Raw genomic sequence first — 23,084 nt, forward strand, 5'->3', positions numbered from 1 at the left:
GAGAGAGCATGACGCCGACTTCAGCAACTACAGCCTCCCACTGGCGCAGCGCAGGACTCGCCCTGCTCGTCGGGTGGGGACTGTGCGTGCCGACCGCCCATGCCGCGCCCTCCTCGTCGCCGGCACCGACACCTGAGCAGGCATTGCGTCACCAGCTGCAGGCGTTCTTCGCCACCCCCGAAGGCGACACCGTCACGATACGCCTGCCCAAGGATGCCCCGCTCGGCACGCCCGACGAGCCGGGCGTGCAATTGGAAGTTCGACGTCTTCCGGCACTCCTGGCTGACTGCATGCCGGCGACGCTCAGCGCCTATCCAGATGGCCATGACCGCCTGTCACCGGGCCTCAAGCGCCTGCAACTGGCATGTCCCGATGGCCAACAACACCTGCTGAGTCTGCGCCTGGAACGCTTTGACTGGCGCATGAGCGCCGCCCGAGCACTGGCAAGCGGAACCCCCCTGACCGCACAGATGCTGCGCCCGCGGCTGACGGCACTTGGCAAGCTGCGCGGCGAGGGTTTCGCGCAAGCCGGGCAACTGGCAGGATTTTCCACTCGCCGCCGCTTGCGAGCGGGGGACGTCATCCGCGACAGTAGTGTGCAAGCCATCCCGCTGGTGAACTTCGGGGATACGCTGACCTATCAGGTGGATGGCAAGGGCTTCAGCATGCAGCGCAGCGCGCGGGCTCTGGAGTCCGGTGCACTGGATGACCGCATCCGCATCGAGCTTTCGCCCGGCCACTGGGTGCGCGCTCGAGTGATCGGTCAGCGTCTGGTCGCCCCCTGAGCCGATGTGTCCGCCTCGCTCACGAACACGATGGCTCTGGTACCCGACGTCCCAGATGGCTCATCGAGGCTAAAGCTGGCTCGCCAGCCGCCGATACTCGATTGGAGTGCAGGATGGATGCCTGCGCTCGCAAAGGCACCGCGACACGTCCGCCTCTCATCAGCTGAAGCGGACGCCCATCATCACAGAGGACAGGCCATGAAGATCGAACACGGCGGCCCCCTGCAGCGCAGTGAGACTCACGGCACCCGTGAGCTGCGCCCGCAGGCAAGCCAGGAGACGGCGACCACCACGTCCCCCCCCGGCGACTCCACCCAGGTCGAGTTGTCGAGCAGCAGCATCGATGCCGGACAGGATATCGACCAGGCACGCGTGGACAGTCTCAAGCAGGCCATCGCCGATGGCAGCATCAAGATCGATGTCGATCGCATCGCTCAGGGTCTGATCGACGCCTTCGAGGGTGACGCATGACCCTCGCGACCGCCTCCCCCCTTGAGCTCGAGGCGATCTTTCATGGCCTCGAGCATGAGCTGAAGCACTTCATCGCCCTGCTGGAGCAGGAACAGCGACTGTTGGGACAACGTCAGCCCCAGACCAGCGCACTGGATGAGATACGCCAGGCCAAGCTGGCCAATGCCGGCCGACTTGAGGCGCTGGAAACTCGCCGACGTGACTGGCTTGCGCAGTCAGGTCTCTCCAATGACCCGCTGGAACTGCAGACGGCACTGGCCGGACAGCCGCTGCTGGCGCAAACGTGGTGGCAACTGGTCACCCTCACTCGCCGCGCCCAGGCGCGCAATCGCCTGAGCGGGGACCTGATCCGCCAGCGCATGGCGCTGCACAGTCGGATTCTCGACAGCCTGCATGAGCGGGCACCCGGTCACTATGGTGCCGATGGCCGCCCCGGCGCTGCGCCTGCACGGCTCAACGTCTCGGCGTGAGCTCCCGCGTCGCGCTCTCCCTTGTCACGCAGTCCCTCGGCGCCCGTCACTTGCCTCCTTGCCGTTCTCACTGTCCTTGCGGCTTTCACCGCCCATGAAAACGACAAGGCCCGGTCAATGACCGGGCCGAAATTCTGACCGCCTGCATGACTGGCGGATGCCTGCCGTGGGTAGCTACCACGCACGGGCGCAGGGCGTGAACGCTCAGCCCAGACTCTCCACCTCCAGCACCAGCTGGATGTCTTCCAGCTGCGCCGCGGGCGCCAGCACTCCACGACCATTGCGGTAGACCCGCAGAGAGAACGGCGCCGTGGCGAGAATGGTCTCCGGCAATGTCAGCTTTCCACGTCGTGCATCCAGCAGCGCGCAATGCGATGCCTGACACAGCATGACCTGCCATTCCCCGGGCGCCGAGGGCAGATGGTAGCGCCAGTGGATCGCCCCGATACGCGTCCTTTCAGGTGCCATCAGCCCCGAATCACGTACCGCAGGACCAATAGCCAACTTGCGGGTATACCATTCGCCCCGCTCACGAATGGTCACTGACTCCACGCTCATCATGACGGCGGCACTGCCCGCCTGTAACGATGGCACAGCACCGAACGCCCCCAGCAGCACCGCTGCGGCCATCACCATCGGCACCCGCCGGCCCGGCCGCCACGTCGCCGATTCCGTGTCTGGGCGAAGCAGGAAAGAAAAAGGGTGAAACACGTCTGACTCCTTGACGATGACTCATTCATTGATGGGGCCTTGCGGACGAGCGCCGCCCACCTGACTCCCTTCAGGCGGCACGCCCGCCGATCATCCGCGTGACGCGCAACTCTCTGTCGTCAGGGATTTCCGCCTGAGACAGCACTGCCAGATGCTTGAAACGCCGACGCAGGAACCGCGAGAGCAGCGGGCGCAGGGAATGCCCCACCACCAGCACGCAAGGATCTCCCTGCGCATCCTGAGCCGTCACGGCACTCTCGGCATGTTGCATCAGCGTATCGGCAAGTCCGGGCTCCAGGGCGTTGCCGTTGCCCAGCGCCTGCATCAACACCTGTTCCAGCTGAGCCTCGAGACCGATCACCCGCAGCACACGTTCCGCGCCGAACCAGTACTGGGTAATCGCACGTCCCAGCGCCACCCGCACCATGGCCGTCAGCTCTGCCGGGTCCTGGGTGCGGGGTGCGTGCTCGGCCAGTGCCTCCAGAATGCTGCGCAGATCGCGAATGGACACCTCCTCATCGAGCAGGGTGTGCAGAATGCGCTGCAAGGTGCCCTGGCTGACCAGCGCCGGCACGACTTCCTCCACCAGCCCCCCGTCCTGCGGCCCGAGCTTTTCCAGCAACTTGCTGACTTCACTGCGGCCCAGCAGCTGCGAGGCATGGCGTGACATCAGATGATTGAGGTGCGTGGTGATCACCGTGGCGGTATCCACCACGGTATAGCCGTAGACCTGGGCCTGCTCTCGGGTGTCCGGCTCGATCCAGACCGCTGCCAACCCGAAGGCCGGCTCGGTGGTGGCCACGCCCGGCAACTTGCCCGAGACCTTGCCGGGATTGATCGCCAGCCAACGCCCCGGATACGCCTCGCCCCGGCCGACCTCGGCGCCCTTGAGGCTGATGACATAGTGATTCGGCCCAAGTTCGAGGTTGTCGCGAATATGCACCACCGGCGGCAGGAAACCGATATCCTGGGCGTACTTGCGACGCACTCCCTTGATGCGCGACAGCAGCTCACCGCCCTGGCGCACATCCACCATGGCGATCAGCCGATGGCCAACTTCCATCGCCAGCGGCTCCACCAGCCGCACATCATCCCAGCTGGCCTCACTGACCTCCTGAACCGCCGCGGCTGGCGCAGGCGCCTGCTCCTGCGCTGATGCCTCGCCTTCCTGTCGTTCCCGTCGCCCAGCCCACCAGGCTAGCGCTCCCAGCATCACGGTGAAAAAGATGAACACCAGATTGGGCATGCCAGGTACCAGCCCCAACAGCCCCATCACACCGGCTGCCAGCCACAGTACCTGAGAACTCATGAACAGCTGGCCGATCATCTGCTGGCCAACATCCTCATTGGTGTTGACCCGCGAGACCATGACCCCGGCCGCGGTGGAGATCACCAGCGAGGGAATCTGGGCCACCAGACCATCACCGATGGTCAGCAGCGTGTAGGTGCGGGCTGCCTCATCCATGCTCAGCCCATGCTGTCCGACACCGATGATCAAGCCACCGATGATGTTGACCACCATGATCACGAGCCCCGCCACGGCATCACCGCGCACGAACTTGCTCGCGCCGTCCATCGAGCCGAAGAAGTCGGATTCCTCGGCCACTTCGCGACGCCGCTCACGCGCCTGGTCCTCACCGATGAGGCCCGCATTGAGATCGGCATCGATCGCCATCTGCTTGCCGGGCATCGCATCCAGCGTGAAGCGCGCGCCGACCTCGGCGATACGCCCCGCGCCCTTGGTGATGACCATGAAGTTGATGATCACCAGAATCGAGAACACCACCAGCCCCACGGCAAAGTTGCCGCCGACCAGGAACTGTCCGAAGGCTTCGATGACCTTGCCGGCAGCGTCTCCGCCGTTGTGTCCCTCAAGCAGCACGACGCGTGTCGAGGCCACGTTGAGCGAGAGCCGCAACAGGGTCGAGAACAGCAGCACGGCGGGGAATGCCGAGAAATCCAGCGGCTTCTGAGCGAACATGCTGACCATCAGGATCATGATCGACAGCGCGATGTTGAAGGTGAACAGCAGATCCAGAATGAAGGGCGCCAGCGGCAGCACCATCATCGAGAGGATCATCATGATCAGCATGGGCCCCGCCAGCACCTTCATCTGACCTGGCGTGCCGAGACCCATGCGATCCAGCAATGACAAGAGAGCATTCATGCAAACGGCTCGTCTGGCGGTGAAGACGCACGCGGATCGCGCGGCCTGGAAGAGGATGGTGTCGCTGGCGGCGTGCTGACGGAATCGTCTTCGCCGGCATCGGTGCCACCGGCGTCGATGCCACCGGCGTCGATGTCACCGGCGTCAGCGTTCGGGGATTCGTCAGCGCTCCCCGTGTGAGCTTGTGCCTCTGGCGGGACCTGCAGGTCCTGCGGCACCTCGAGGCCCTCGGGATCACGCGGCCGAAGCCCCCCGTGGTCTCGGGCGCGCTTCAAGCGCATGGCCCAGGCGAGCACCTCGGCGATCACCTGATAGAGGGCAAGGGGGATTTCCTGCTCGAGCTCGACGTGGGCATGCAGGGCACGCGCCAATGGCGGAGCATTCAGGACCGGCACGGCATGCGCCTCCCCGAGCTCGCGAATGCGCAGCGCTACCTGATCACGTCCCTTGGCCACCACGCGTGGCGCGCGCATGTCCGACTCGCGATAGACCAACGCCACCGCGAAATGGGTCGGATTGGTGACGATGACGTCCGCTCGCGGCACCTCCGTCATCATGCGTGCCCGCGCCATTGCCTGCTGCTGCTGACGAATGCGCGCCTTGACCTGAGGATCGCCATCCGTCTCCTTGTGCTCACGCTTGATCTCTTCGAGACTCATGCGCAGCTTCTTGGCATGGCTCCACAGCTGATAGGGGACGTCCATCAGGGTCGGCACGATCAGCATCACGACCGCCAGCGCCGTGCATCGCGCCACGAGCGTCAAGGCATCCGCCAGCGCGTTGTCCAGCGGCATCAGCATCAAGGCCATCAACTCCTGGCGCTGCGCATGCAGATACAGCACCACCACCCCGCCGACCAGCAGCGACTTGGCAATCGTCTTGGCCAGTTCGGCTAGGGCCTGACTCGAGAACATCCGCCCGATGCCCTTGATCGGATTGAGTTTGCCAAGCGAGGGAGCCAGCGACTTGGTGGAGAACATCCAGCCACCCAGCAGAATAGGCCCGACAAGCGCCAGCACGACCAGCAACGCAAACAGCGGCAACAGGGCGATCAACGCCTCCTGCCCCAGCATCAAGGCATTGGCGAGCATGACGCGACTATCCAGTGCCAGCGTGCGATCGAAACCGAAAGCCTGGCCCAGGATGCGCTCCAGGGTATCGCCCAGCACACCGGCATACAGCCACAACGCGCCGGCGCCACCGCCCAGCAACAGGAAGGTCGCCAGCTCGCGCGAGCGTGGCACCTGCCCTTCCTCGCGGGCCTTCTGCAGACGGTGAGGCGTCGCCTCTTCCGTCTTGTCGTCACTGCTCTGCTCGTCGGACACCTGCCGCTCCACTGCCGTCAGGCGACCAATGCCCGGGAATCATGCCCGCCATTGTGCCTCCCGACGTCAGGATCAAAGCGCGGAATAACGCCAAAAATCGACTCGGACTCATGTCGTCACTCGCTGCGTCAAAAGCCGAGGCTATCGAGCAGATCATCGACTTCATCCTGACCCTGGACCACATCGGGTCCTCCTGCCTTCACCTGAGGCCCGTTCAACAGCGAACTCCCGCTGATCCGGCGTGCCGTACGGGCATGCGCCTCGGGAGAGTTGTCAATCAACAGCTGCAGCAGCTGCTGTTCGATCTGTTGAATCACGTCCATCATGCGCTTGATCACCTGCCCGGTCAGATCCTGAAAGTCCTGAGCCATCATGATCTCGAGCAATTGCGCATTGGTGGCTGCAGCCTGCTCGGGGACCGCAGACAGATAGGCGCGGGTATCCACCACCAGCTCGCGCGCTTGATCCAGCGCCACGGGTTGCGCATACCAGGCATCCCAGCGAGCGCTCAGCCCCTGGGCATGACTCGCCAGGGCATCCTGAAGTGGCTGGGCACGTTCGCAGGCGTTCAGCGCACGATCCGCGGCCTTTTCCGTGGTGCTGGCCACGTAATTGAGGCGATCCCGTGCATCGGGAATGGCCTCCGCCGCACGCTCTATCTCACGGTCCAGACCCAATTCCCGCATGTTGTCACGCAACATGCGGGTCAAACGTCCGATACGCTGAATCAGCTCTTCACCAGTCTCCGGCGTGCCATCACTGTCAGCGGGCTGTATCGGCAACTCGGATTGCGTGGCCGGGGATACCGACATCTGTTCGGGATTGCTCATGCCTTTCTCCTGGCCGGCGGCCATCAGTCGACGACCGCACGGTCGTCTAGAGGCCGTGCTTCTCGAAGACCTTGGCCAGTTTCTCTTCCAGCACCGCTGCCGTGAACGGCTTGACCACATAACCACTGGCCCCCGCCTGGGCGGCAGCGATGATGTTTTCCTTCTTGGCTTCTGCCGTCACCATCAGCACGGGCAAGCTGGCCAATGCCTCACTGGCGCGGATCTGCCTGAGCATCTGCAGGCCGTCCAGATTCGGCATGTTCCAGTCCGAGATCACCAGCCCATAGCTTCCCTGGCGCAAGGCTTCCAGCGCCTGCTGACCATCTTCGGCTTCCTCTACATTGGTGAACCCTAGCTCCTTGAGCAGGTTGCGCACGATGCGACGCATGGTGGGAAAATCGTCGACGACGAGAATACGCAGGGATGTGTCAGCCATCAGTGGTCAGACTCTCTGTAAGTGAACAAGTGAACGTGAAGGGGCGCCCGCCAAGGGTCACGACGCCGGGTGCATCCGCCTCGCAAGCCTTGCGACCCGACCACCCTCAAGGCTGTCAATGCCGTCCTGTCAGTCACTTATCGACCCCGCGCGCGCAAACTTTACCGTGAATCCCCGGGGATTCGCTGACGGGCTCAGACACGCTGCGAGCGCCCCGAAAGCTGGGTCTGGGCCAGGAGGTGGGCACTGATTCGCGTCAGAGGCAGCACCACCTCCGCCGCACCCAGCGCATCTGCCTCACGAGGCATGCCGTAGACCACGCAACTCTGCTCATCCTGCGCGAGGGTATGTGCCCCTGCCTGACGCATCAGCAGCAGTCCTTGAGCGCCATCACGGCCCATGCCCGTGAGTATCACGCCCTGCGCATTGCGTCCGGCTACCCGTGCCACCGACTCGAACAGCACGTCCACCGAAGGACGATGACGATTGACCGGCGGACGCTGATCCAGCGCGATCACATAGTTGGCGCCACTGCGCGCGAGCGTCATATGGGAATCACCGGGGGCGATGTAGGCATGCCCGGGCAGCACGCGCTCTCCGTGCTCCGCCTCCTTGACGGCAATGCGGCAGAGGCCATCGAGGCGCTGGGCAAAGGAACGCGTGAACCCCGGCGGCATGTGCTGAGTGATCAGAACCGCCGGTGCATCGGCGGGCAGCGGTTCCAGCACGGCACGGATGGCCTCGGTGCCGCCCGTCGAGGCACCCAGCACGATCAGCTTCTCGCTTGAAAGCAGCGGACGACCCGCACCACGAGCGCGCGCCGCTCTGGCGTCAGATGCGTGGCTGCCCTGTGCGGGCGCGACATGGGCGGCATCCATCGGCGCAGGCACTTGTCGAACAGACGAAGCTGACGATTGTCGAGCGGGTTGTCGAACAGAGCACGGTGTCATGGGGCGGACCCGAGCCTGGGCTGCGGCACGAATCTTGTCGGCGATCACATCGGCATATTCCAGCATGCCACCCCGAATCCCCAGGCGCGGCTTGGACACGAAATCCACGGCTCCGAGCTCCAGGGCACGCAGGGTGATTTCGCCACCGCGTTCGGTCAGCGACGAGACCATCACGACCGGCATCGGCCGCAGGCGCATCAGGCGCTCCAGAAACTCGAGACCGTCCATGCGCGGCATTTCCACATCCAGGGTCAGGACATCCGGGTCGTGACGCTTGATCAGGTCTCTGGCCACCAGCGGGTCCGGCGCACTGGCGACCACCTCCATGTCTGGCTGCGCATTGATGATCTCGCTCATCAGCTCGCGGATCAGTGCGGAATCGTCGACACACAGCACACGAATCGGCACCGCGCTGCTCAAGGAACCGTCCGCCAGGGCGCCGGCCGCCGCATCGCCGCTGTCGAGTTCATGGCGACCGGACATTGCGCCATGCGAGGTCGATGATGAGGTTCGCTTGTACATCCTGTGACTCCCGGGCGGTCTATCGAGTAGGCCAGCGGTGGTGAATCGCCTCGCACAACCACGCCTGGCAATGATGACGAATCGTTGATGAATGCTCATGCGCCCCTCGGGCAACGCCGATCGTGGACCGATGCCCACCTACGCATGCCGAGACATGCTCTCAGCCGCTGGACAGGGGCTTTCCGTCGTGCGTGAAGATCTCCGCACGCTTGCGTTCCGACAGGGTATAGACGGTCTGGCCGCGCAGCGTGAAGGCGTCATTGAGCCAGGAGAAGTTCTCGGAATGGCCGGCGAACAGCAGTCCATCCGGCTTGAGCATCAAGGCAAAGCGATCCAGCAGGCGCGACTGCGTCGCCTTGTCGAAATAGATCATGACGTTGCGACAGAAGATCGCGTCAAATCCATTGCCCAGCCCCCACTGAGCATCAAGCAGATTCAGCTGGCGATAACGCACCAGACGTCGAATCTCGGGTTTGACTCGGACCAGCCCCTCTCGGCGACCGCTGCCGCGCAGCAAGAAGCGCTTGCAGCGCTCATCCCCCAGCTTGGCGATGCGCTCGAGGGGATAGACCCCGGCTTCGGCCTCGTTGAGGGCATCGGTGTCGATATCCGTGGCGATCAGCTCCACCTGGTCCGCAGCAGCGCCGAGCACCTCACGCAGTACCATCGCGATCGAATAGGGCTCTTCGCCCGTGGAGGCCGCCGCACACCAGATGCGCAACTTGCCCCCTCGCGCCTGCAGGCGTTGCTCGAGGAAATGACTCAGCAGGGTGAAGTGATGAGGCTCGCGGAAAAAGGCGGTGAGATTGGTCGTCAGCGCGTTGATGAAGGCTGGCCATTCATCCTTGGCTCCGGACGCGCGACCGCCTTCCAGCATCGCCAGATAATCGCTGAAACGGGTGAGCCCATGCAGCCGCAGACGGCGAGACAGCCGGCTGTAGACCATCTCGCGCTTGTGACGCGCCAGCACGATGCCCGCTCGCTGATAGATCAGACGCGCGATCCGGGCAAAATCGTCTTCCGTCATCTCCAGATCACGCGCAAGCCCTCCAGCCTCCTGCGCAGGGACTCGGGAGACACCTTTGCCTGAGTGGGGAGCGAAACCTAGAAGCTTTTCCACTGATCGCCGCCCTGATCATGTCCCGCAGGGTCAGCTGACCGGACGCTGTCACGGGCCGCCTCTGTCGGCACGGATGGCGAGCGCGCTGGCACGCGCTCAGGCCCTTCGCCACCGAAGCGAAACACGTTGACGGCATGCGACAGCCCGGCCACCGAGCCCTCCAGGTCCTGCGCGAGATGGGCGCTGCTCTGAACGCGCTGGGCGTTCTGCTGTGTCGCCTGCTCCATCTCGTTGATGGCCATGTTGATCTGCTCGATCCCGCCGGATTGTTCCCGCGAGGCCGCGGAGATTTCGGCGATCAGATCATTGACGCGCGAAATGCCCGCCACGATGTCCACCATGGTGGCACGTGCCTCATCGACACGGGTGCCGCCTGCATGAATCTCGCGTTGAGTCGTGTCGATCAGCGACTTGATCTGACGAGCCGCCTCGGCACTGCGTGAGGCAAGGTTGCGCACCTCACCGGCCACGACGGCGAATCCGCGCCCATGTTCTCCGGCTCTCGCCGCTTCCACCGAGGCATTGAGTGCCAGCAGGTTGGTCTGGAAGGCGATCGAATCGATGACCTTGATGATGTCAGCCATCTGCCGCGAAGTGGCGGTGATGCCTTGCATGCGTTCGACCACGGCCTGCATCGCCTCGTCCCCCTCGCGGGAGGCACGGGTGGTCTGGTCGGCCAGACGCGATGCCTGGCTGGCATTGTCGGCGTTCTGGCGGACCGTGCCGGTCATCTGCTCCATGCTGGCAGCCGTTTCCTCAAGCGAAGCGGCCTGCTGTTCGACGCGGGACGAGAAATCCTGATTGCCGTGGCTGATATCCGTCGCGGCCGGTCGCACGATACTGATCCCGGCATTGACCTCACTGACGATCCCCACCAGCGACTTGCGCATGCTGTCCAGTGACTGGACCAGCCGTGCCACCTCATCACTGCCCTCCAGCACCATCGATTGGGATAGGTTGCCGGCCGCCACCTGGCGTGCGAAATCCAGCGTGCGTCTCAGAGGGCGTACCAGGCGCTGATAGGTATGAACCCCCAGCAGGCAGGTCAGCAGCACGGTGATGCCAAGCCCACCAGCCACCAACCACTGCGCGAGTTGCAGCCGGGTCTGCTGGGCATGCTGCCGGGCTTCCAGCGCCTGTATTCTCTCCAGCCCCCCGGCTGCACCGGCCAGCTGACCTTTGAGCTCTGCCGCCAATGTCTGGGAATGCACATGACTCGATTCCAGCAGTTCCAGCGCTGAAATGCCCAACACGAGGCTCGCCCCGACCGGCAGCAACACCAATGACGCGATACGGCGTGCCAGTCGCCACCGCGTAAATCGCCGGAAGATGCCCGACACACCGGTGCTGATGATCTGTCCGCGCAACAGACGATAGCCACCCTCACCCGCCTCCATGGCCCGATAGGCACGCTCGGCACGCTCGATCTGCTCACGGCTGGCCTTGACCCGTACCGAGGCAAACCCCATCACCTCGCCGTTTTCCATCAACGGCGTGACGCAGGCATCCACCCAATAGAAGTCGCCATCCTTGCGTCGGTTCTTGACCAGCCCCTGCCAGTTCTTGCCACTCTTCAGGGTGGACCAGAGATTCTCGAAGGCCGCCTCGGGCATTTGCGGGTGCCGCACCAGATTGTGCGGCGCGCCGATCAACTCATCGCGCGTGAAACCACTGACCTCGATGAACACCGAGTTGGCGTAGGTAATTCGCCCCTGAAGATCCGTTCTGGAAATCAGATAATCATGCTCGCCAATGGGATATTCCCTGGCAGTCACCGGCTGATTGTTTCGCATGTCCCTTCATTGCCCTCGCGACGAACCTTCGATAGCTGCACCACTTCCCTGGACACTCCCGCCTGCCTCTGCCAGTCACTATCGGCCGACGCCACCGAAACTTGAATCTCGTCACGCAAGGCCTGCCCGCCGCCGACAGACCACAATCGTCAGCTGTCACACGACAGACGCCGCCACCTTTTCGGATGGCGGCGTCTGTCGTGTGGGCGGCTTGAGTGAACACCGGGGAGGAATCAGACCACTGCGGTCTCAGGGTCCATCAAGGCCATTTCCTCGCTGGTCATCATGCGTTCGATGTCCATGATCAACAGCATGTGTTCATTGACCGTCGCCAGTCCTGCGAGGAAGTCACTTTTCAGGCGTGCTCCGAATTCAGGCGGCGGCAGCAGCTGGTCTGCCGCGAGGCTGATCACGTCCGAGACACCATCCACGACGATGCCCACCACACGCGCCCCGAGGTTGATCACGATCACGACGGTCTGTGCGGTGTACTCGGCTGCCCCGAGATTGAATTTCAGACGCAGATCGACGATCGGTACGATGACACCACGCAGATTGGTCACGCCCTTGATGAAGGCCGGCGCATTGGCGATACGCGTGACATTCTCGTAACCGCGGATCTCCTGGACCTTGAGGATATCGACGGCGTAATGCTCCTCGCCAAGGCTGAACACCAGATACTGGCCGCCGTCACTGGCGCTGCTGGCGTGATCCTGCGCCAGACCGACATCTGAGTGCTGGATGCTCGAAAACCGTGTGCTCGTCATGCTGATATCCTGTCAGTGAAGTTGGCGTCACCCGCCGATGAAACGTGATGGACGTCAGGCCAGCGCCAGCGCGCCGTCCTGACGTGCCGCCAGCTGCCCGCCCTGGCGTCCGAGCCGATGCAGGTCATGGACATCCAGGATCAGGGACACACGCCCATCTCCCAGAATGGTCGCCGAGGACACGCCAGGCACCTTGCGATAGTTCTTCTCCAGATTCTTGACCACGACCTGTTGCTGCCCGATCAGCTCATCGACCAGCAAGGCATATTGGCGACCCTTGCCTTGCACCACGACCACGATGCCCTCTTCAGGCCGTGTTCTGGCACCCGGCACGTCGAAAACCTCATGCAAGGCCACCAGGCCGAGATACTCTTCGCGCACCTTGAGCAACCGGTCACTTCCCACCATGCTGAACAGCATGTCACTCGTCGGCTGCAGGGATTCCACCACCGCGGACAGCGGCAGAATATAGATCTCCTCGCCGGCGCGAATGGCCATGCCTTCCAGAATCGCCAACGTCAGCGGGAGCACGATCCGCGTCGTGGTGCCGCTGCCCTTGCGCGACGCAAGCTCGACATGCCCACCCATCGCCTGGATGTTGCGCTTGACCACATCCATCCCCACGCCCCGCCCGGAGACATCACTGACCTGCTGTGCGGTGGAGAAGCCCGGCGCGAAGATCAGCTGCCAGACCTCGTCATCGCTCAAGCCGTCATCCACCGCCATCCCGTGGCTGCGCGCCTTGGCCAGAATGCGCGCGCGATCCAGCCCGGCGCCATCGTCCATGACCTCGATGACGATGTTGCCACCCTGGTGGCGCGCCGATAGCGTCAGGGTACCCTGGGCGGACTTGCCCTGAGCCTGGCGAACATCAGGCAATTCAATGCCATGATCGAGACTGTTGCGCACCAGATGGGTCAGCGGGTCGATGATCCGCTCGATCAGACTCTTGTCCAGCTCGGTGTCATGGCCATGACTGACCAGCTCGACCTGCTTGCCGAGTCGTCCGGCAAGGTCACGGATCAGCCGCGGGAAACGCGAGAAGACATAATCCATCGGCATCATGCGCACGGACATGACCGCTTCCTGCAGATCACGCGCATTGCGTTGCAGCTGGCTGATGCCACTGACCAGCGCCGCCTGATCCAGTGGCGAGCTGGCGCAGGCTGTCTGTTCGAGCATCGACTGCGTGATGATCAGCTCGCCCACCAGATTGATGATGGTATCCACCTTGTCGACCCCCACCCGAATCGACCCTTGCTCCTGCGGGACATCCGTGGCACGTCGTCCACGTGATTGACGGCGATCCGCTGGCTCAGTCGGTGGCTCGAGGGCTTCCATGGGGTGGCGGACCGGGGCGGACACCTCCACGGCCGGCACCGCCTCTACCGCCTCTACCGCCTCTACCGCCTGTACCGAAAGACGGCATGATCCAGCCGAGGGCGCCACGTCAGACAGCGGTTCGATGAGAATCTGCTCAGGCTCGATCACGAAGCACAGCACGGCTTCGATGTCGTCGGCAGCCACGGTGGTGGCAAGAACGACGGTGCAGACCTGCTCATCTCCCTGGACGCCAAGTACCTCCCCGAGATTGCCCAGCTCCTCGATCAGCAACTCCCTGTCACGGTCAGGCACGAACATGAGACTGATCTGCATGCGCGGCTCTCCCTCGGCTCCCGGCACCGCGTCAGGGCCGGGATCGACGGCGAGAGGCGCGCCCTGCTCCCCCCCAGGCTCTCCGTCAGCATCGGGCTCTCCCTGCTGGCTCTCAGATGAGTCGTGCTTGGCGGGCACGTGCTGGAGCATCTCCTCCTCGGCCAGTTGCTTGAGCACACTGACGATGTGCGCATAGGCCTCCGGATCTGGCGTCTGCGCATTGCGATACGCTTCCAGTTGATCTTCCAGCATGTCCTTGGTCTCCAGGAAGCGATCGATATGCGCCGCCCGCAGCACAAGTTCTCCACGGCGCGCATGGTCAAGCAGGTTCTCGAGATGATGGGTCGTCTCTTGCAATACGCTGAAGCCGAAGGTCGCAGCGCCGCCCTTGATGGAGTGGGCAGCACGAAAGATCGCATTGAGCTGCTCGGCATCCGGGGTCTCGACATCCAGCGCCAGCAGCTGCTTTTCCATCTCCGCCAGCAGCTCCCGCGCCTCCTCGAAGAAGGTGTCGTAAAATTCACTGATGTCCATGTGCGCTCTCGGTTGGCATCCGTTGACCTGCCTTCTGTCTTTCGGGGTCAGCTCTCGGGGGCTAGCTTTGAGGGCTAGCTCTCAACCCCAGTCCGGGCATCACGAATCTCGCCGGGACTTGCTAGCTGTTCGAGGCGCGCCCTGAGGCTGTCGATGTTCTCTGCCGGGCGCGGATTGACCCCGTTGCTGTCAGTGATTTCGCGATAGGCGGTGTGACTGAGCACCATCAGGCTGATGCGTCGGTTCACGGCGGCCTGCGGGTCCTGGCTGTCCAGACTGATGCGTGACCCCATTCCGACGACACGCACGATGCGATCGACCGCCAGCCCATGCGCGACCAGCACTCGGCGCGCGACATTGGCACGATCAGTGGACAGCTCCCAGTTGCCATAGCCTCCCTCACCGACAAAGGGACGATTGTCGGTGTGTCCGGTGATGCTCAGGTGATTGGGCAGGCGCGCCAGAATCGGCGCCAGCAGGGACAGCAGTTGGGAAAGCTGTGCCGAGGGCTGCTTGCTGCCAAGGGCAAACATCGGATGCTGATCACTGTCCGTGATCTGGATACGCAGGCCTTCCGCGGTCAGCTCGATCTGCAGCTGCTCGCGCAGCTCAGCAAGCGATGGGTCTTCACGCATCTGCTGCGACATGATGCTGTCGATCTCGTCACGGATATCCGCGAAACGCGCCTCTTCCGCCAGTGCCTGACGCTGCATGCGCGAGACATCCGCGCCCTTCTCCCCCTGGACTTCCTCGGCCATGAATCCCCCACCGGGAATGGCACTGCTGGAGGCGGAGTTGCGATCACCGCCCAGCAGCGAGATTTCCAGCGGCGCACCGAAGTAGTCGGAGATTTCCCTGAGGTCTTCATCAGAGGCATTCGAGATCACCCACATCACCAAGAAGAAGGCCATCATCGCCGTCATGAAGTCGGCGTAGGCAATCTTCCAGCCGCCGCCGTGATGGCCCTTCACGATCTTGGGTCGCTTGATGACGATCGGTCTGCGCGTCTCACTCATGCGCCGTCTCCCCGTGTCTCGGCGTCCCCGTCGTCGGGATGCTTGCGCTCATGTCAGCCGGCTCCCTTGTTCTTGATGTCGCGAACATGTTCTTCCAGCTCATTGAAGCTGGGGCGCTCGGCGGTGAACAGCGCCTTGCGGCCGAACTCGACGGAAATCTGCGGCGCATAGCCATTGAGCGAGGCCATCAGGATGACGCGGATGCACTGCATCATCTTCACGGCCTCATGCACTTCGTGCTGGATCTTGTTGGCCACCGGCGTCACGAACCCATAGGCCAGCAGAATCCCCAGGAAGGTGCCGACCATGGCATTGGCGATCAGGACGCCAAGCTGAGCAGCGCCCTGATCCGCGGAGGCCAGCGCATGCACGACCCCCATGACGGCAGCCACGATCCCGAAGGCAGGCAGTCCGTCCGCCACCGCAGACAACGAATGGACCGGGATCTCGGTCTCGTGCTTGAAGGTCTCGATCTCATGCTCCATCAGGGATTCCAGCTCGAAGGGGTCCATGTTGCCGCTGACCATCAAGCGCAGATAATCCGTGATGAAGTTCATCAGAATCGGGTCCGACAGCACGCGCGGATACTCCGCGAACAGCGCACTCTCCTGGGGATTGTCGATATCCTGCTCGATGGCCAGCATGCCCTGCTGGCGCGACTTGGAAAGCAGCAGATACAGCAGGCTGATGACTTCCATGTACAACGACTTGTTGTAACCGCGCGTTCGCTTGAGTCTGGAGAACGCCTTGCCGGTCGCCTTGATGGCCTTGCCATTGTTGCCCGCCAAGAAGGCACCTACCGCCGAGCCGAAGATGATCAACAGCTCAGCGGGCTGCATCAGCACCGCCAGATGCCCCCCCACCATCAGATACCCACCCAGGGTCGACCCGATCACCACCAGATAACCTATGAAAAGCAACACAACCACCCCCTTGGCATGCGATCGACCTCACGTCTCAACGGTTATCGGCCGCACGTGGGAGGTCTTGAGGGTCATGTGGGAAAACGTTCACGCATTGCCTTGCCGGCCGTTGCAGGCACAAGACGTGAGAGCGCCCACAACCAGAGACGCGCCGCTGCCTCACTCAGGGCAACAAAAAAGGCTCACCGGGAGGCGAGCCTTTCTATCGTGACACTAAAGGGACCAAGAGGCGCATCAGCCGAGCTTGACCGCGAGTGCCTCGCGCTGCATGTCCTGCTCCCGAGCCTTGCGACGCGCCGCTGTCTTCCCGGCACGGGAAGGCGGCTGGCAGATACCGCACACGTAATCCTGCGAGGGGGTATGGGCATGAATCACGAAGTGGCCGGTACAGGTCTGGCAGGTCGCCAGGTCCAGCAGTTCACTCTCGAAGAAGCGCACCAGTGTCCAGGCGCGGGTCAGCGCCAGTACCGGCTCCTCCTCCCCCACGTGCTCGAGGTAGAAGCGATACGCCTTGACGAAGGCATCCATGCGCGGCACACCCTGGGAGCGCAGGCGACGATAGAAGCCATGGAAGAGGGACGCGTGCAGGTTGGGCTGCCAGGTCATGAACCAATCCGTGGAAAACGGCAGCATGCCCTTGGGCGGGGAGACGCCGCGCACCTCCTTGTACAGCTTCACCAGACGCGCACGACTGATTTCCGTCTCTGTCTCGAGCACCTGCAGACGAGCCCCCAGCTCGATCAATTCGACCGCCAGCTGCAGCTGCTGCAATTCATCCACCAGACTCTTCTGACTCATTGTCCAGCACCGCCCAGGCGGGTGACCGAGCCCGCCTGACGTGCATTCAACAACATGGCCGTGTGCATGGCACCGAAATCCTGGTCGCGCCCCCCCTGAAGCACTCCCTTGAGCTGAGCCGCATCATCCAGGGCCAACTCACACAACAACTGATTGCAGGAAGACAGCGATACCAGCTGACTGACACTCATCCCGGACAATATATCTGCCATTTCCTGACTGAGGCCAAGACGTACCCTTGCCATATCGACATCTTCGGCCAGCAAACGCTGCACGAGAAGAAGATAGGAGAGATTGACACTCTGGATATCGTTGAGAAGTGAAGACATAAAGGTTCCCTGAATAGCCTGATCTTATCGAGATCAACACAAGAAAACGGCTGATCCATCGCCAGACCTTATGATTTAGATGTAGTGACCCTACATTTCTGGTATGTCATTTCTGCGGGACATGAAAATCATTACCTGAGTAACACCTCATGTACTGGCGATTCTAATACCAGTATCGCGATCAAACCAGCGTTATCCTGAACAACCCTTTTCAAACGCTGTGATCGATAAGAAGAAACAGCTCAAAAAAACCACGAAAAGCAGGCAACTCCTGCAAAATAATGCGAAAAATACGCCATAAAAATATTCTGCAACATATGGATGAGAAACTTAATCCCAAAAAGAGCAGACTACCCTCTTGCACTGTCACAACATGAGAGCAAGGTTGAACAAACCTTGTATTGCAGATTGATGAAATGACGCGCCATATAGACCTGCCATCGCATTACCGGGATTGTCGGATAGTGCCAATCACCCCACACCCTCTTCCTGGCCTGACATGACGCTTGATCAGGGCAGGATGCGGCTGCCCGACAATCCGCATATCTCGGATCAGGCGGCTGAACAGGCATTGGGACGATGACGAGTCTGTCGGGACGATTCCCAGTGCATTTATTGATCCAGATCAACAATGGGTTACCGTCGATAACGCCCTACCCTGCATCAAACTTAAACAATTATAATATTCTAATTATAAAGGCGTTCTTGCCCACGGTTATTTCAGGAATCCCGGTGTCCTGCGCAGCCACCGGCATGCCATGCACGCCAAGACCTGCGTACGATCTCAGGGGGCTTCTCGCCCATCCGCCCTGGGCCCTTTACCACTCGTCCCCTTGTGTGACCAGAGGTGGGCAATCTCGACGATGCATTGAAACAGCGCCTGGGGGATGGTGCGACGCGCAGGCAATCCCTGCGCAAGCAGCGCCACCAGCTCTGGCGAGGCATGGACGGGAAGCCCCACTTCAGTGGCGTGCTGCTGAAGACGCGTGCCCAGGGATTTTGCCAGACCGCAGGGGAATGCTCGCTCTGCGGGCTCTTGGGGCTGAGATCGGATATCGACGTCGGCAGCCCCGTCTTCGCTGCCACTGGCGGTCTCGAACATTGCCGGGCCATCAGCGTATCGCGGCGGTCCCATTGCCTCACCAGGGCGGCGTACGTGAACGCGAGGGGCAAGGGCGTGCAATGCCTGAGGCAGGCTCTCGAGCAGTGCATCCCGCGCAACGCCATGCCGTGACTCCAATATCACGACAAGCGCCACTGGCGATGCGAGTTGATACCACAGAAGCGTGGCCTCCAGCACGGCTCCCTGCTCGGCCGTGAAGGTCATGACGACCCGCCACTGGGCCACGGCCTCCTCTTCACTGTCCGCCTGCCCCGCCAACGCCGTCACACCGGCAACAGGCAAGACCTCTCGGGGCCCCTGCTTGCGTGACCCCATGCCTCGCGGTCGCGTAGTCGGCGGAAAGTAGAGGCTGAAGAAGGCATGCAATCCAGGCAACAGCAGCCCCTGCCAGTTGAGAGGTTGCCCCAACACCAGACGCAATTGCTGCTGAAGCACGCCTGGGTCAGCGCCCTCCCACTCATCGACATCTGTGGCGATCGCAGAGCTGGCGTGCTGCATCCCCTCACGGTAGGCGCTCACCGCCTGTGACTCGCGAGTCGCAGGCTCCCTGCGCGAGGCAAGTGCCGGGTATGCCATCAGCGCCGTGGGTATCGCCATCCCCGAATCCGGGCGTGTCGACACCCACGGCGGCGACACCCGAGACTCCGAGACCGGCAGATAGCGTGCCTGGGTCAGCAGCAGCGCCTGACGCCAGGCAAGCAAGGCATCCAGACGGGCCGTCGAGGTCTGGGGATGAGCCCTGAGGTCGGCAAGCGGGGTCCGTCCTTGATACCAGTCCAGCAGGTCAGCCTCATAGAAGAGACCGCTCTGACTGATCTGCTGGCGCAATGCCGCAGCCAGAGGAACGTGCGGGGTGGCCGTGGCGATCTCGTAGGCAAGCCCCGGCAATGGGCGGCCACTCGCGAGCCACTCCTGCAGGGAGATCCCTGCCGGCATCTTGATACCGCTGGCAGCGGAAGACGTATCGGCAGGCAGGCGACTCAACGCCTCGAGTAGATCAGAGATCAGATGGGCACGATCCGTCAGCTGCACGGCGGCCGCCGGCGACTCAAGACCCGACGAACGGCGGGATGCGTCGGTGTTGGGCTGAGCCCCACCGGCAAGGCCCGGCGTGCGCGTTACCGGAAAGACAGTCCCCGAATCCGCCGCCGGGGGTGGCTGGGCCGTGCGGCCCAGCACCTGGTGGAGCAACCCATCGATCAAGGGAGTGATGCCCGTCATCTCAGCGCCTCCCCTGGTGTAGTGGCGTCATGCGCGGCGCTCAACGCTAGATAGGATGACGCTCGGCATTGCCAATGGCCTCATCCGGCCCGAACCGACTCAACTGAGATGCTGGCGATGTCCGTAACTGCGCGCCAGCTTGCGCCGAGTCCCCACATCGCCAAGCACTTCCTGCAACTGCGCCTTGCGCGCATTGAGCAGCGTCGTCAGCTCCGCCTCCATGCTCGTCAGCCCCTTCAGCTGACGCTCAAGATACTCACGAGCCTCCGCGCTGCCGGAATCCGGCATGCGCAGCGATTGCATCTGCTCGATATAGCGCGTCTGACCCTGTATGACACCCGGCCAGTCTCCTGCGCGCGCTGCCACCAGCATGTTGGACATCTGAGTGAAGAGCGCATCGCATAGAGCGGACGCTTCATCCACTGATGGCGCATCGATTTCCATGATCATGACTGTCCCTTGTCGTGAGCCGCGATCTGACGCCAGGCCTCGCCCAGCTCGCTGAGCAGGCGGCGCGCTTCATCCAGCTTCTCCACACTGTTGGACAGATTGGCCTGGAGCAGCAAGCGGGCAATGTAGTCATACATCCGATCCAGGTTGGCGGCGACATCCGCTCCCTGCTCGTGATCCAGACAGGCACGCAGCCCATCGGTGATGATGTTGATGGCCTTGGTCAGAGATTGTCCCTTGGCCACGATATCACCTGCCTCCATCTGCAGACGGGCCGCGGCCAAGGTGCGATCAGCTCCCTCGAACAGCATCACGATCAGCTGGTGGGGACTGGCAGACAGGACTCCGGATTCCACGCCGACACGGGCGTAGGCATTGGCCCCACGATAGCGACTCATGACGTTTGTCTTCCTTTGTTCATAGCGTATTCAAGGCCTTCAACAGCCTGATGTCAGATGTAGGATGGCGGCGTTTGATCACCTGACCGGCTAGTCGGTCAGGTTCCAGCTGTTTTCCAGAGTTTCCAGCTGTCCCGTCAGGTAATCGCTGGTCGAGGTCAGATTGGCGACCAGAATGTCCAGCGCAGTGAACTGCTCCCGGTAGCGCTCGATGGTGGCGTCAATGGTGGTCTCGGTCTGCTCGTACTGACTCTCGAGACTTTCCAGCGAGCTTTCGATGCTTTCGGTCGTGTTCTCGAGGGTACCGTCATCGCCGACCACCTGATCCAGCAGGCCAGCCATCTGACTTGCGAAGCCCACGCTTCCCGCTTCGCTGTCCGAGATGAAGAAGCCGGACATGGCGGCCAGCTGCGTGGCATCCGCCTCATCGACCATGGCGCTGTCGAACTCAAGCTTGCCATCGTCCGTGCGAGTGACTCCCAGCGAGGACAGCGCATAGAAGTCCCCCTCACTGGTGAAATTCAGCGCCGAGGTGAGCCGGCTCTCGATGGTTCGCAGCGTCGAATCGCCCAGCAACTCGCCCGCCGTGCCTTCATCGGCATTGAAGGCGGTGTAGTTGTCGATGGTCTTCTGCAATTCGTTGTAAGCGGTGACGAAGGCCTGCAATGCCGAACTCGCCTTGTCCGGGTTCTCGGCCACCGTCACCGTGCTCGGTGTCGTGGTCACGTCGCTCAAGACGAGGCTGAGGCCATCCACGGCATCGTCGATCTCATTGGAGGTGCTGTGCATGGCGATGCCATTGACACTGAAGCTGGCATCCAGCGGCTCCACCACCTGCTCGACCTGACTCGCGGATGGCGCGGCGGGGTCGAAGCCAAGCAGGTCCTCCAGCGCCGGCTCTTCACCGCTGGTCGACAGGCTGATGACGGAGTCCTTGCCGGTCTCCCGGGAGGTCAGCACCAGACGATACGGCGAGTCAGAGCCGTCGTTGACGATGGAGGCGCTGACCTCAAGCCCTGCCGCATTGATGGCATCTCGGATGCCTTCCAGACTGTTGTTGCTGGAGTCGATCACGATCTCGGCGGTGCGCTCGGCGTCCGCCACATAGCCATCGTCACTGCCGAGACTTCCAAGCGAGAGCGTCAGCGTGGTGGCCGTCCCGCTCCCGATGGCCTCATCGCGATGGGTCTGCCCCCCGGTCGCCAGGCTCTGCGCCTGCGCCAGCTGGGAGACCGAGACCGAATAGCTGCCCGGCTCCGCGATATTGGTGGCGCTGGCACTGACGCCACTGCCACTGGCGGTGGTCGTCATGCCGGCATAGATATCGGGATCAGCCAGGGACGCTGCCGCCGTGTCCAGCGACTCCAGACGACTCTGGATCGTCCCCCAGGCCGACAGCTCCGCCTCGTAGCTGGCCTGCTTGTTGGCAATCGGCGTGAGCTTCTGGCGCTCGGCGCTCTCCAGGTCACTCAGCAGGCCATTGAGGTCAAGCCCTGACCCTATCCCCAGCGATGAAATCGTCGCCATAAGCCTTCCCCTTGAGCATTAGCGATATTCTGGCATGCCGTTCGCAGCGCCATCGGGCGAAAAAGCACGCATACCACACGCATTTGTGTCCCGGTTGCTGCATTTATCGGCCACATCAGCAATCACTTGAGTCCCGTGGCGTCATTTCTTCATCACCGATTCTCGCCCCCGCTCGCTCGCCTTCTGCGCCGTCCACTACAAAAAAGTAGTCGCTCTACAGGGGCTACGACGTTTCGCCTACCGCGCCGCAAACGTTTGCGCGTCATACTGTCGCCCATGGTGAACCCGTCAGGTAAATGACTGGATCGACTCGCCCCTGCCTCATTCAAGGACTGAGACGTGAAACGACAAGGCCTACTCAACGCGCCGCTCAGCGGGCACATCGCTCGCCTCGGCCATACCCAGACCCTGGTGATCGCCGATGCCGGCCTGCCGATTCCCGCCGATATCCCCTGTGTGGATCTGGCGGTCATTCCCGGGCTGCCGGCCATGCTGCCGGTGCTCGACGCTCTGCTTGCAGAGCTGTGCATCGAAGCCGTGACCCAGGCCAGCGAGCTGGCGCTCAAGAGCCCGGAGCTTCACGACGCGCTCTCGACCCGCCTGGCCTCACTGGAGCAGCGTGACGCCCAGCCGCTTGAGCGCCATGTGATCGAGCACGAGGCCTTCAAGGCCGAACTCCCCAAGGCCAGCGTGATCGTGCGCACCGGTGAGTGCACGCCCTACGCCAATCTGATCCTGCATTGCGGAGTTCCCTTTTGATGG

General features: G+C 62.5%; 22 protein-coding genes. 4 read left to right on the top strand and 18 right to left on the bottom strand.

The genetic code is table 11. The features are described 5' to 3' along the window. The first annotated feature begins 8 nt into the window (after positions 1 to 8). The 3 genes from flgA (at position 9) to BOH68_RS08605 (ending at position 1,726) form a co-directional block, all read left to right on the top strand. Positions 9 to 785: a flagellar basal body P-ring formation chaperone FlgA gene (gene flgA, locus BOH68_RS08595; protein WP_170877417.1), complete on the top strand. Its 777-nt coding sequence runs from the start codon at positions 9 to 11 to the stop codon at positions 783 to 785. 198 nt (positions 786 to 983) lie between these two features. Further along, positions 984 to 1,256, top strand: coding sequence for a flagellar biosynthesis anti-sigma factor FlgM (gene flgM / locus BOH68_RS08600; protein WP_167593006.1), 273 nt, complete (start codon positions 984 to 986; stop codon positions 1,254 to 1,256). Continuing rightward, positions 1,253 to 1,726 (top strand): flagella synthesis protein FlgN, encoded by a 474-nt coding sequence (locus BOH68_RS08605; RefSeq protein WP_077376210.1) that lies wholly within the window; start codon positions 1,253 to 1,255, stop codon positions 1,724 to 1,726. Before flgM ends, BOH68_RS08605 begins: the two co-directional genes overlap by 4 nt. A 204-nt stretch (positions 1,727 to 1,930) precedes the next feature. On the opposite strand, the gene BOH68_RS08610 is transcribed toward BOH68_RS08605, so the two are convergent. The 18 genes from BOH68_RS08610 to fliD form a co-directional block, all read right to left on the bottom strand. Beyond that, complete coding sequence (locus tag BOH68_RS08610; RefSeq protein WP_139345461.1) at positions 1,931 to 2,437, bottom strand: flagellar protein FlhE; 507 nt, start codon at positions 2,435 to 2,437, stop codon at positions 1,931 to 1,933. 70 nt (positions 2,438 to 2,507) lie between these two features. Next, positions 2,508 to 4,604, bottom strand: coding sequence for a flagellar biosynthesis protein FlhA (flhA, locus tag BOH68_RS08615; RefSeq protein WP_077376204.1), 2,097 nt, complete (start codon positions 4,602 to 4,604; stop codon positions 2,508 to 2,510). After that, entirely contained in the window at positions 4,601 to 5,929 is a 1,329-nt protein-coding gene (flhB, locus tag BOH68_RS08620; protein WP_077376201.1) for a flagellar biosynthesis protein FlhB, read from the bottom strand. Before flhB ends, flhA begins: the two co-directional genes overlap by 4 nt. Before the next feature lie 128 nt (positions 5,930 to 6,057). Further along, positions 6,058 to 6,759 carry a protein phosphatase CheZ gene (gene cheZ / locus BOH68_RS08625; protein ID WP_170877416.1) on the bottom strand — a complete coding sequence of 234 codons (702 nt, stop codon included), beginning with the start codon at positions 6,757 to 6,759 and terminating at the stop codon, positions 6,058 to 6,060. Between the two features lie 46 nt (positions 6,760 to 6,805). Further along, positions 6,806 to 7,195, bottom strand: coding sequence for a chemotaxis response regulator CheY (cheY, locus tag BOH68_RS08630; RefSeq protein ID WP_077376199.1), 390 nt, complete (start codon positions 7,193 to 7,195; stop codon positions 6,806 to 6,808). Positions 7,196 to 7,389: 194 nt separating this feature from the next. Then, a complete protein-coding gene (locus BOH68_RS08635) occupies positions 7,390 to 8,667 on the bottom strand; it encodes a protein-glutamate methylesterase/protein-glutamine glutaminase (protein WP_258038257.1) in 1,278 nt (425 codons plus the stop codon). 160 nt (positions 8,668 to 8,827) lie between these two features. Next, complete coding sequence (locus BOH68_RS08640) at positions 8,828 to 9,694, bottom strand: CheR family methyltransferase (RefSeq protein ID WP_077376196.1); 867 nt, start codon at positions 9,692 to 9,694, stop codon at positions 8,828 to 8,830. Positions 9,695 to 9,771: 77 nt separating this feature from the next. Next, the gene (locus tag BOH68_RS08645) at positions 9,772 to 11,580 is read right to left on the bottom strand and encodes a methyl-accepting chemotaxis protein (protein WP_077376193.1); all 1,809 of its coding nucleotides are present in this window, start codon (positions 11,578 to 11,580) and stop codon (positions 9,772 to 9,774) included. A 233-nt stretch (positions 11,581 to 11,813) separates the two neighbouring features. Beyond that, positions 11,814 to 12,347 carry a chemotaxis protein CheW gene (locus BOH68_RS08650; protein WP_077376189.1) on the bottom strand — a complete coding sequence of 178 codons (534 nt, stop codon included), beginning with the start codon at positions 12,345 to 12,347 and terminating at the stop codon, positions 11,814 to 11,816. 54 nt (positions 12,348 to 12,401) lie between these two features. Continuing rightward, on the bottom strand, positions 12,402 to 14,537 hold the full coding sequence (gene cheA, locus BOH68_RS08655) for a chemotaxis protein CheA (protein WP_077376186.1): 2,136 nt from the start codon (positions 14,535 to 14,537) through the stop codon (positions 12,402 to 12,404). Positions 14,538 to 14,611: 74 nt separating this feature from the next. Beyond that, positions 14,612 to 15,553, bottom strand: coding sequence for a flagellar motor protein MotB (gene motB, locus BOH68_RS08660; RefSeq protein WP_077376183.1), 942 nt, complete (start codon positions 15,551 to 15,553; stop codon positions 14,612 to 14,614). Between the two features lie 53 nt (positions 15,554 to 15,606). Beyond that, positions 15,607 to 16,476, bottom strand: a complete 870-nt coding sequence (gene motA / locus BOH68_RS08665; RefSeq protein ID WP_077376180.1) for a flagellar motor stator protein MotA — start codon at positions 16,474 to 16,476, stop codon at positions 15,607 to 15,609. A 234-nt stretch (positions 16,477 to 16,710) separates the two neighbouring features. Further along, entirely contained in the window at positions 16,711 to 17,274 is a 564-nt protein-coding gene (gene flhC / locus BOH68_RS08670) for a flagellar transcriptional regulator FlhC (protein WP_077376177.1), read from the bottom strand. After that, on the bottom strand, positions 17,271 to 17,603 hold the full coding sequence (gene flhD / locus BOH68_RS08675; protein ID WP_077376174.1) for a flagellar transcriptional regulator FlhD: 333 nt from the start codon (positions 17,601 to 17,603) through the stop codon (positions 17,271 to 17,273). Before flhD ends, flhC begins: the two co-directional genes overlap by 4 nt. Positions 17,604 to 18,387: 784 nt before the next feature. After that, positions 18,388 to 19,947 carry a hypothetical protein gene (locus BOH68_RS08680; protein WP_077376171.1) on the bottom strand — a complete coding sequence of 520 codons (1,560 nt, stop codon included), beginning with the start codon at positions 19,945 to 19,947 and terminating at the stop codon, positions 18,388 to 18,390. 99 nt (positions 19,948 to 20,046) lie between these two features. Then, entirely contained in the window at positions 20,047 to 20,397 is a 351-nt protein-coding gene (locus BOH68_RS08685) for a flagellar protein FliT (RefSeq protein WP_077376168.1), read from the bottom strand. Continuing rightward, on the bottom strand, positions 20,394 to 20,795 hold the full coding sequence (gene fliS / locus BOH68_RS08690) for a flagellar export chaperone FliS (protein WP_077376165.1): 402 nt from the start codon (positions 20,793 to 20,795) through the stop codon (positions 20,394 to 20,396). The genes BOH68_RS08685 and fliS overlap by 4 nt, the downstream gene beginning before the upstream one ends. A gap of 90 nt (positions 20,796 to 20,885) precedes the next feature. Next, positions 20,886 to 22,322, bottom strand: a complete 1,437-nt coding sequence (gene fliD, locus BOH68_RS08695; protein WP_077376162.1) for a flagellar filament capping protein FliD — start codon at positions 22,320 to 22,322, stop codon at positions 20,886 to 20,888. A gap of 339 nt (positions 22,323 to 22,661) precedes the next feature. On the opposite strand from fliD, the gene rbsD reads away from it, so the two are divergent. Continuing rightward, complete coding sequence (gene rbsD / locus BOH68_RS08700; RefSeq protein WP_077376160.1) at positions 22,662 to 23,081, top strand: D-ribose pyranase; 420 nt, start codon at positions 22,662 to 22,664, stop codon at positions 23,079 to 23,081. Positions 23,082 to 23,084 lie beyond the last annotated feature (3 nt).

This window comes from Cobetia sp. MM1IDA2H-1, from assembly GCF_002916775.2.
Taxonomy (GTDB): domain Bacteria; phylum Pseudomonadota; class Gammaproteobacteria; order Pseudomonadales; family Halomonadaceae; genus Cobetia; species Cobetia marina.

Bases quoted from the DNA above. Each gene is read 5' to 3' on its own strand.
- BOH68_RS08650 (WP_077376189.1), bottom strand. From the start codon at position 12,347: ATGACGAGCACACGGTTTTCGAGCATCCAGCACTCAGATGTCGGTCTG.
- BOH68_RS08685 (WP_077376168.1), bottom strand. From the start codon at position 20,397: ATGATCATGGAAATCGATGCGCCATCAGTGGATGAAGCGTCCGCTCTA.
- flgA (WP_170877417.1), top strand. From the start codon at position 9: ATGACGCCGACTTCAGCAACTACAGCCTCCCACTGGCGCAGCGCAGGA.
- fliS (WP_077376165.1), bottom strand. From the start codon at position 20,795: ATGAGTCGCTATCGTGGGGCCAATGCCTACGCCCGTGTCGGCGTGGAA.
- flhC (WP_077376177.1), bottom strand. From the start codon at position 17,274: ATGAGTCAGAAGAGTCTGGTGGATGAATTGCAGCAGCTGCAGCTGGCG.
- BOH68_RS08645 (WP_077376193.1), bottom strand. From the start codon at position 11,580: ATGCGAAACAATCAGCCGGTGACTGCCAGGGAATATCCCATTGGCGAG.
- flgM (WP_167593006.1), top strand. From the start codon at position 984: ATGAAGATCGAACACGGCGGCCCCCTGCAGCGCAGTGAGACTCACGGC.
- fliD (WP_077376162.1), bottom strand. From the start codon at position 22,322: ATGGCGACGATTTCATCGCTGGGGATAGGGTCAGGGCTTGACCTCAAT.
- motB (WP_077376183.1), bottom strand. From the start codon at position 15,553: ATGAGTGAGACGCGCAGACCGATCGTCATCAAGCGACCCAAGATCGTG.
- cheA (WP_077376186.1), bottom strand. From the start codon at position 14,537: ATGGACATCAGTGAATTTTACGACACCTTCTTCGAGGAGGCGCGGGAG.
- cheY (WP_077376199.1), bottom strand. From the start codon at position 7,195: ATGGCTGACACATCCCTGCGTATTCTCGTCGTCGACGATTTTCCCACC.
- BOH68_RS08640 (WP_077376196.1), bottom strand. From the start codon at position 9,694: ATGACGGAAGACGATTTTGCCCGGATCGCGCGTCTGATCTATCAGCGA.
- flhA (WP_077376204.1), bottom strand. From the start codon at position 4,604: ATGAATGCTCTCTTGTCATTGCTGGATCGCATGGGTCTCGGCACGCCA.
- BOH68_RS08635 (WP_258038257.1), bottom strand. From the start codon at position 8,667: ATGTACAAGCGAACCTCATCATCGACCTCGCATGGCGCAATGTCCGGT.
- cheZ (WP_170877416.1), bottom strand. From the start codon at position 6,759: ATGAGCAATCCCGAACAGATGTCGGTATCCCCGGCCACGCAATCCGAG.
- BOH68_RS08680 (WP_077376171.1), bottom strand. From the start codon at position 19,947: ATGACGGGCATCACTCCCTTGATCGATGGGTTGCTCCACCAGGTGCTG.
- BOH68_RS08605 (WP_077376210.1), top strand. From the start codon at position 1,253: ATGACCCTCGCGACCGCCTCCCCCCTTGAGCTCGAGGCGATCTTTCAT.
- flhD (WP_077376174.1), bottom strand. From the start codon at position 17,603: ATGTCTTCACTTCTCAACGATATCCAGAGTGTCAATCTCTCCTATCTT.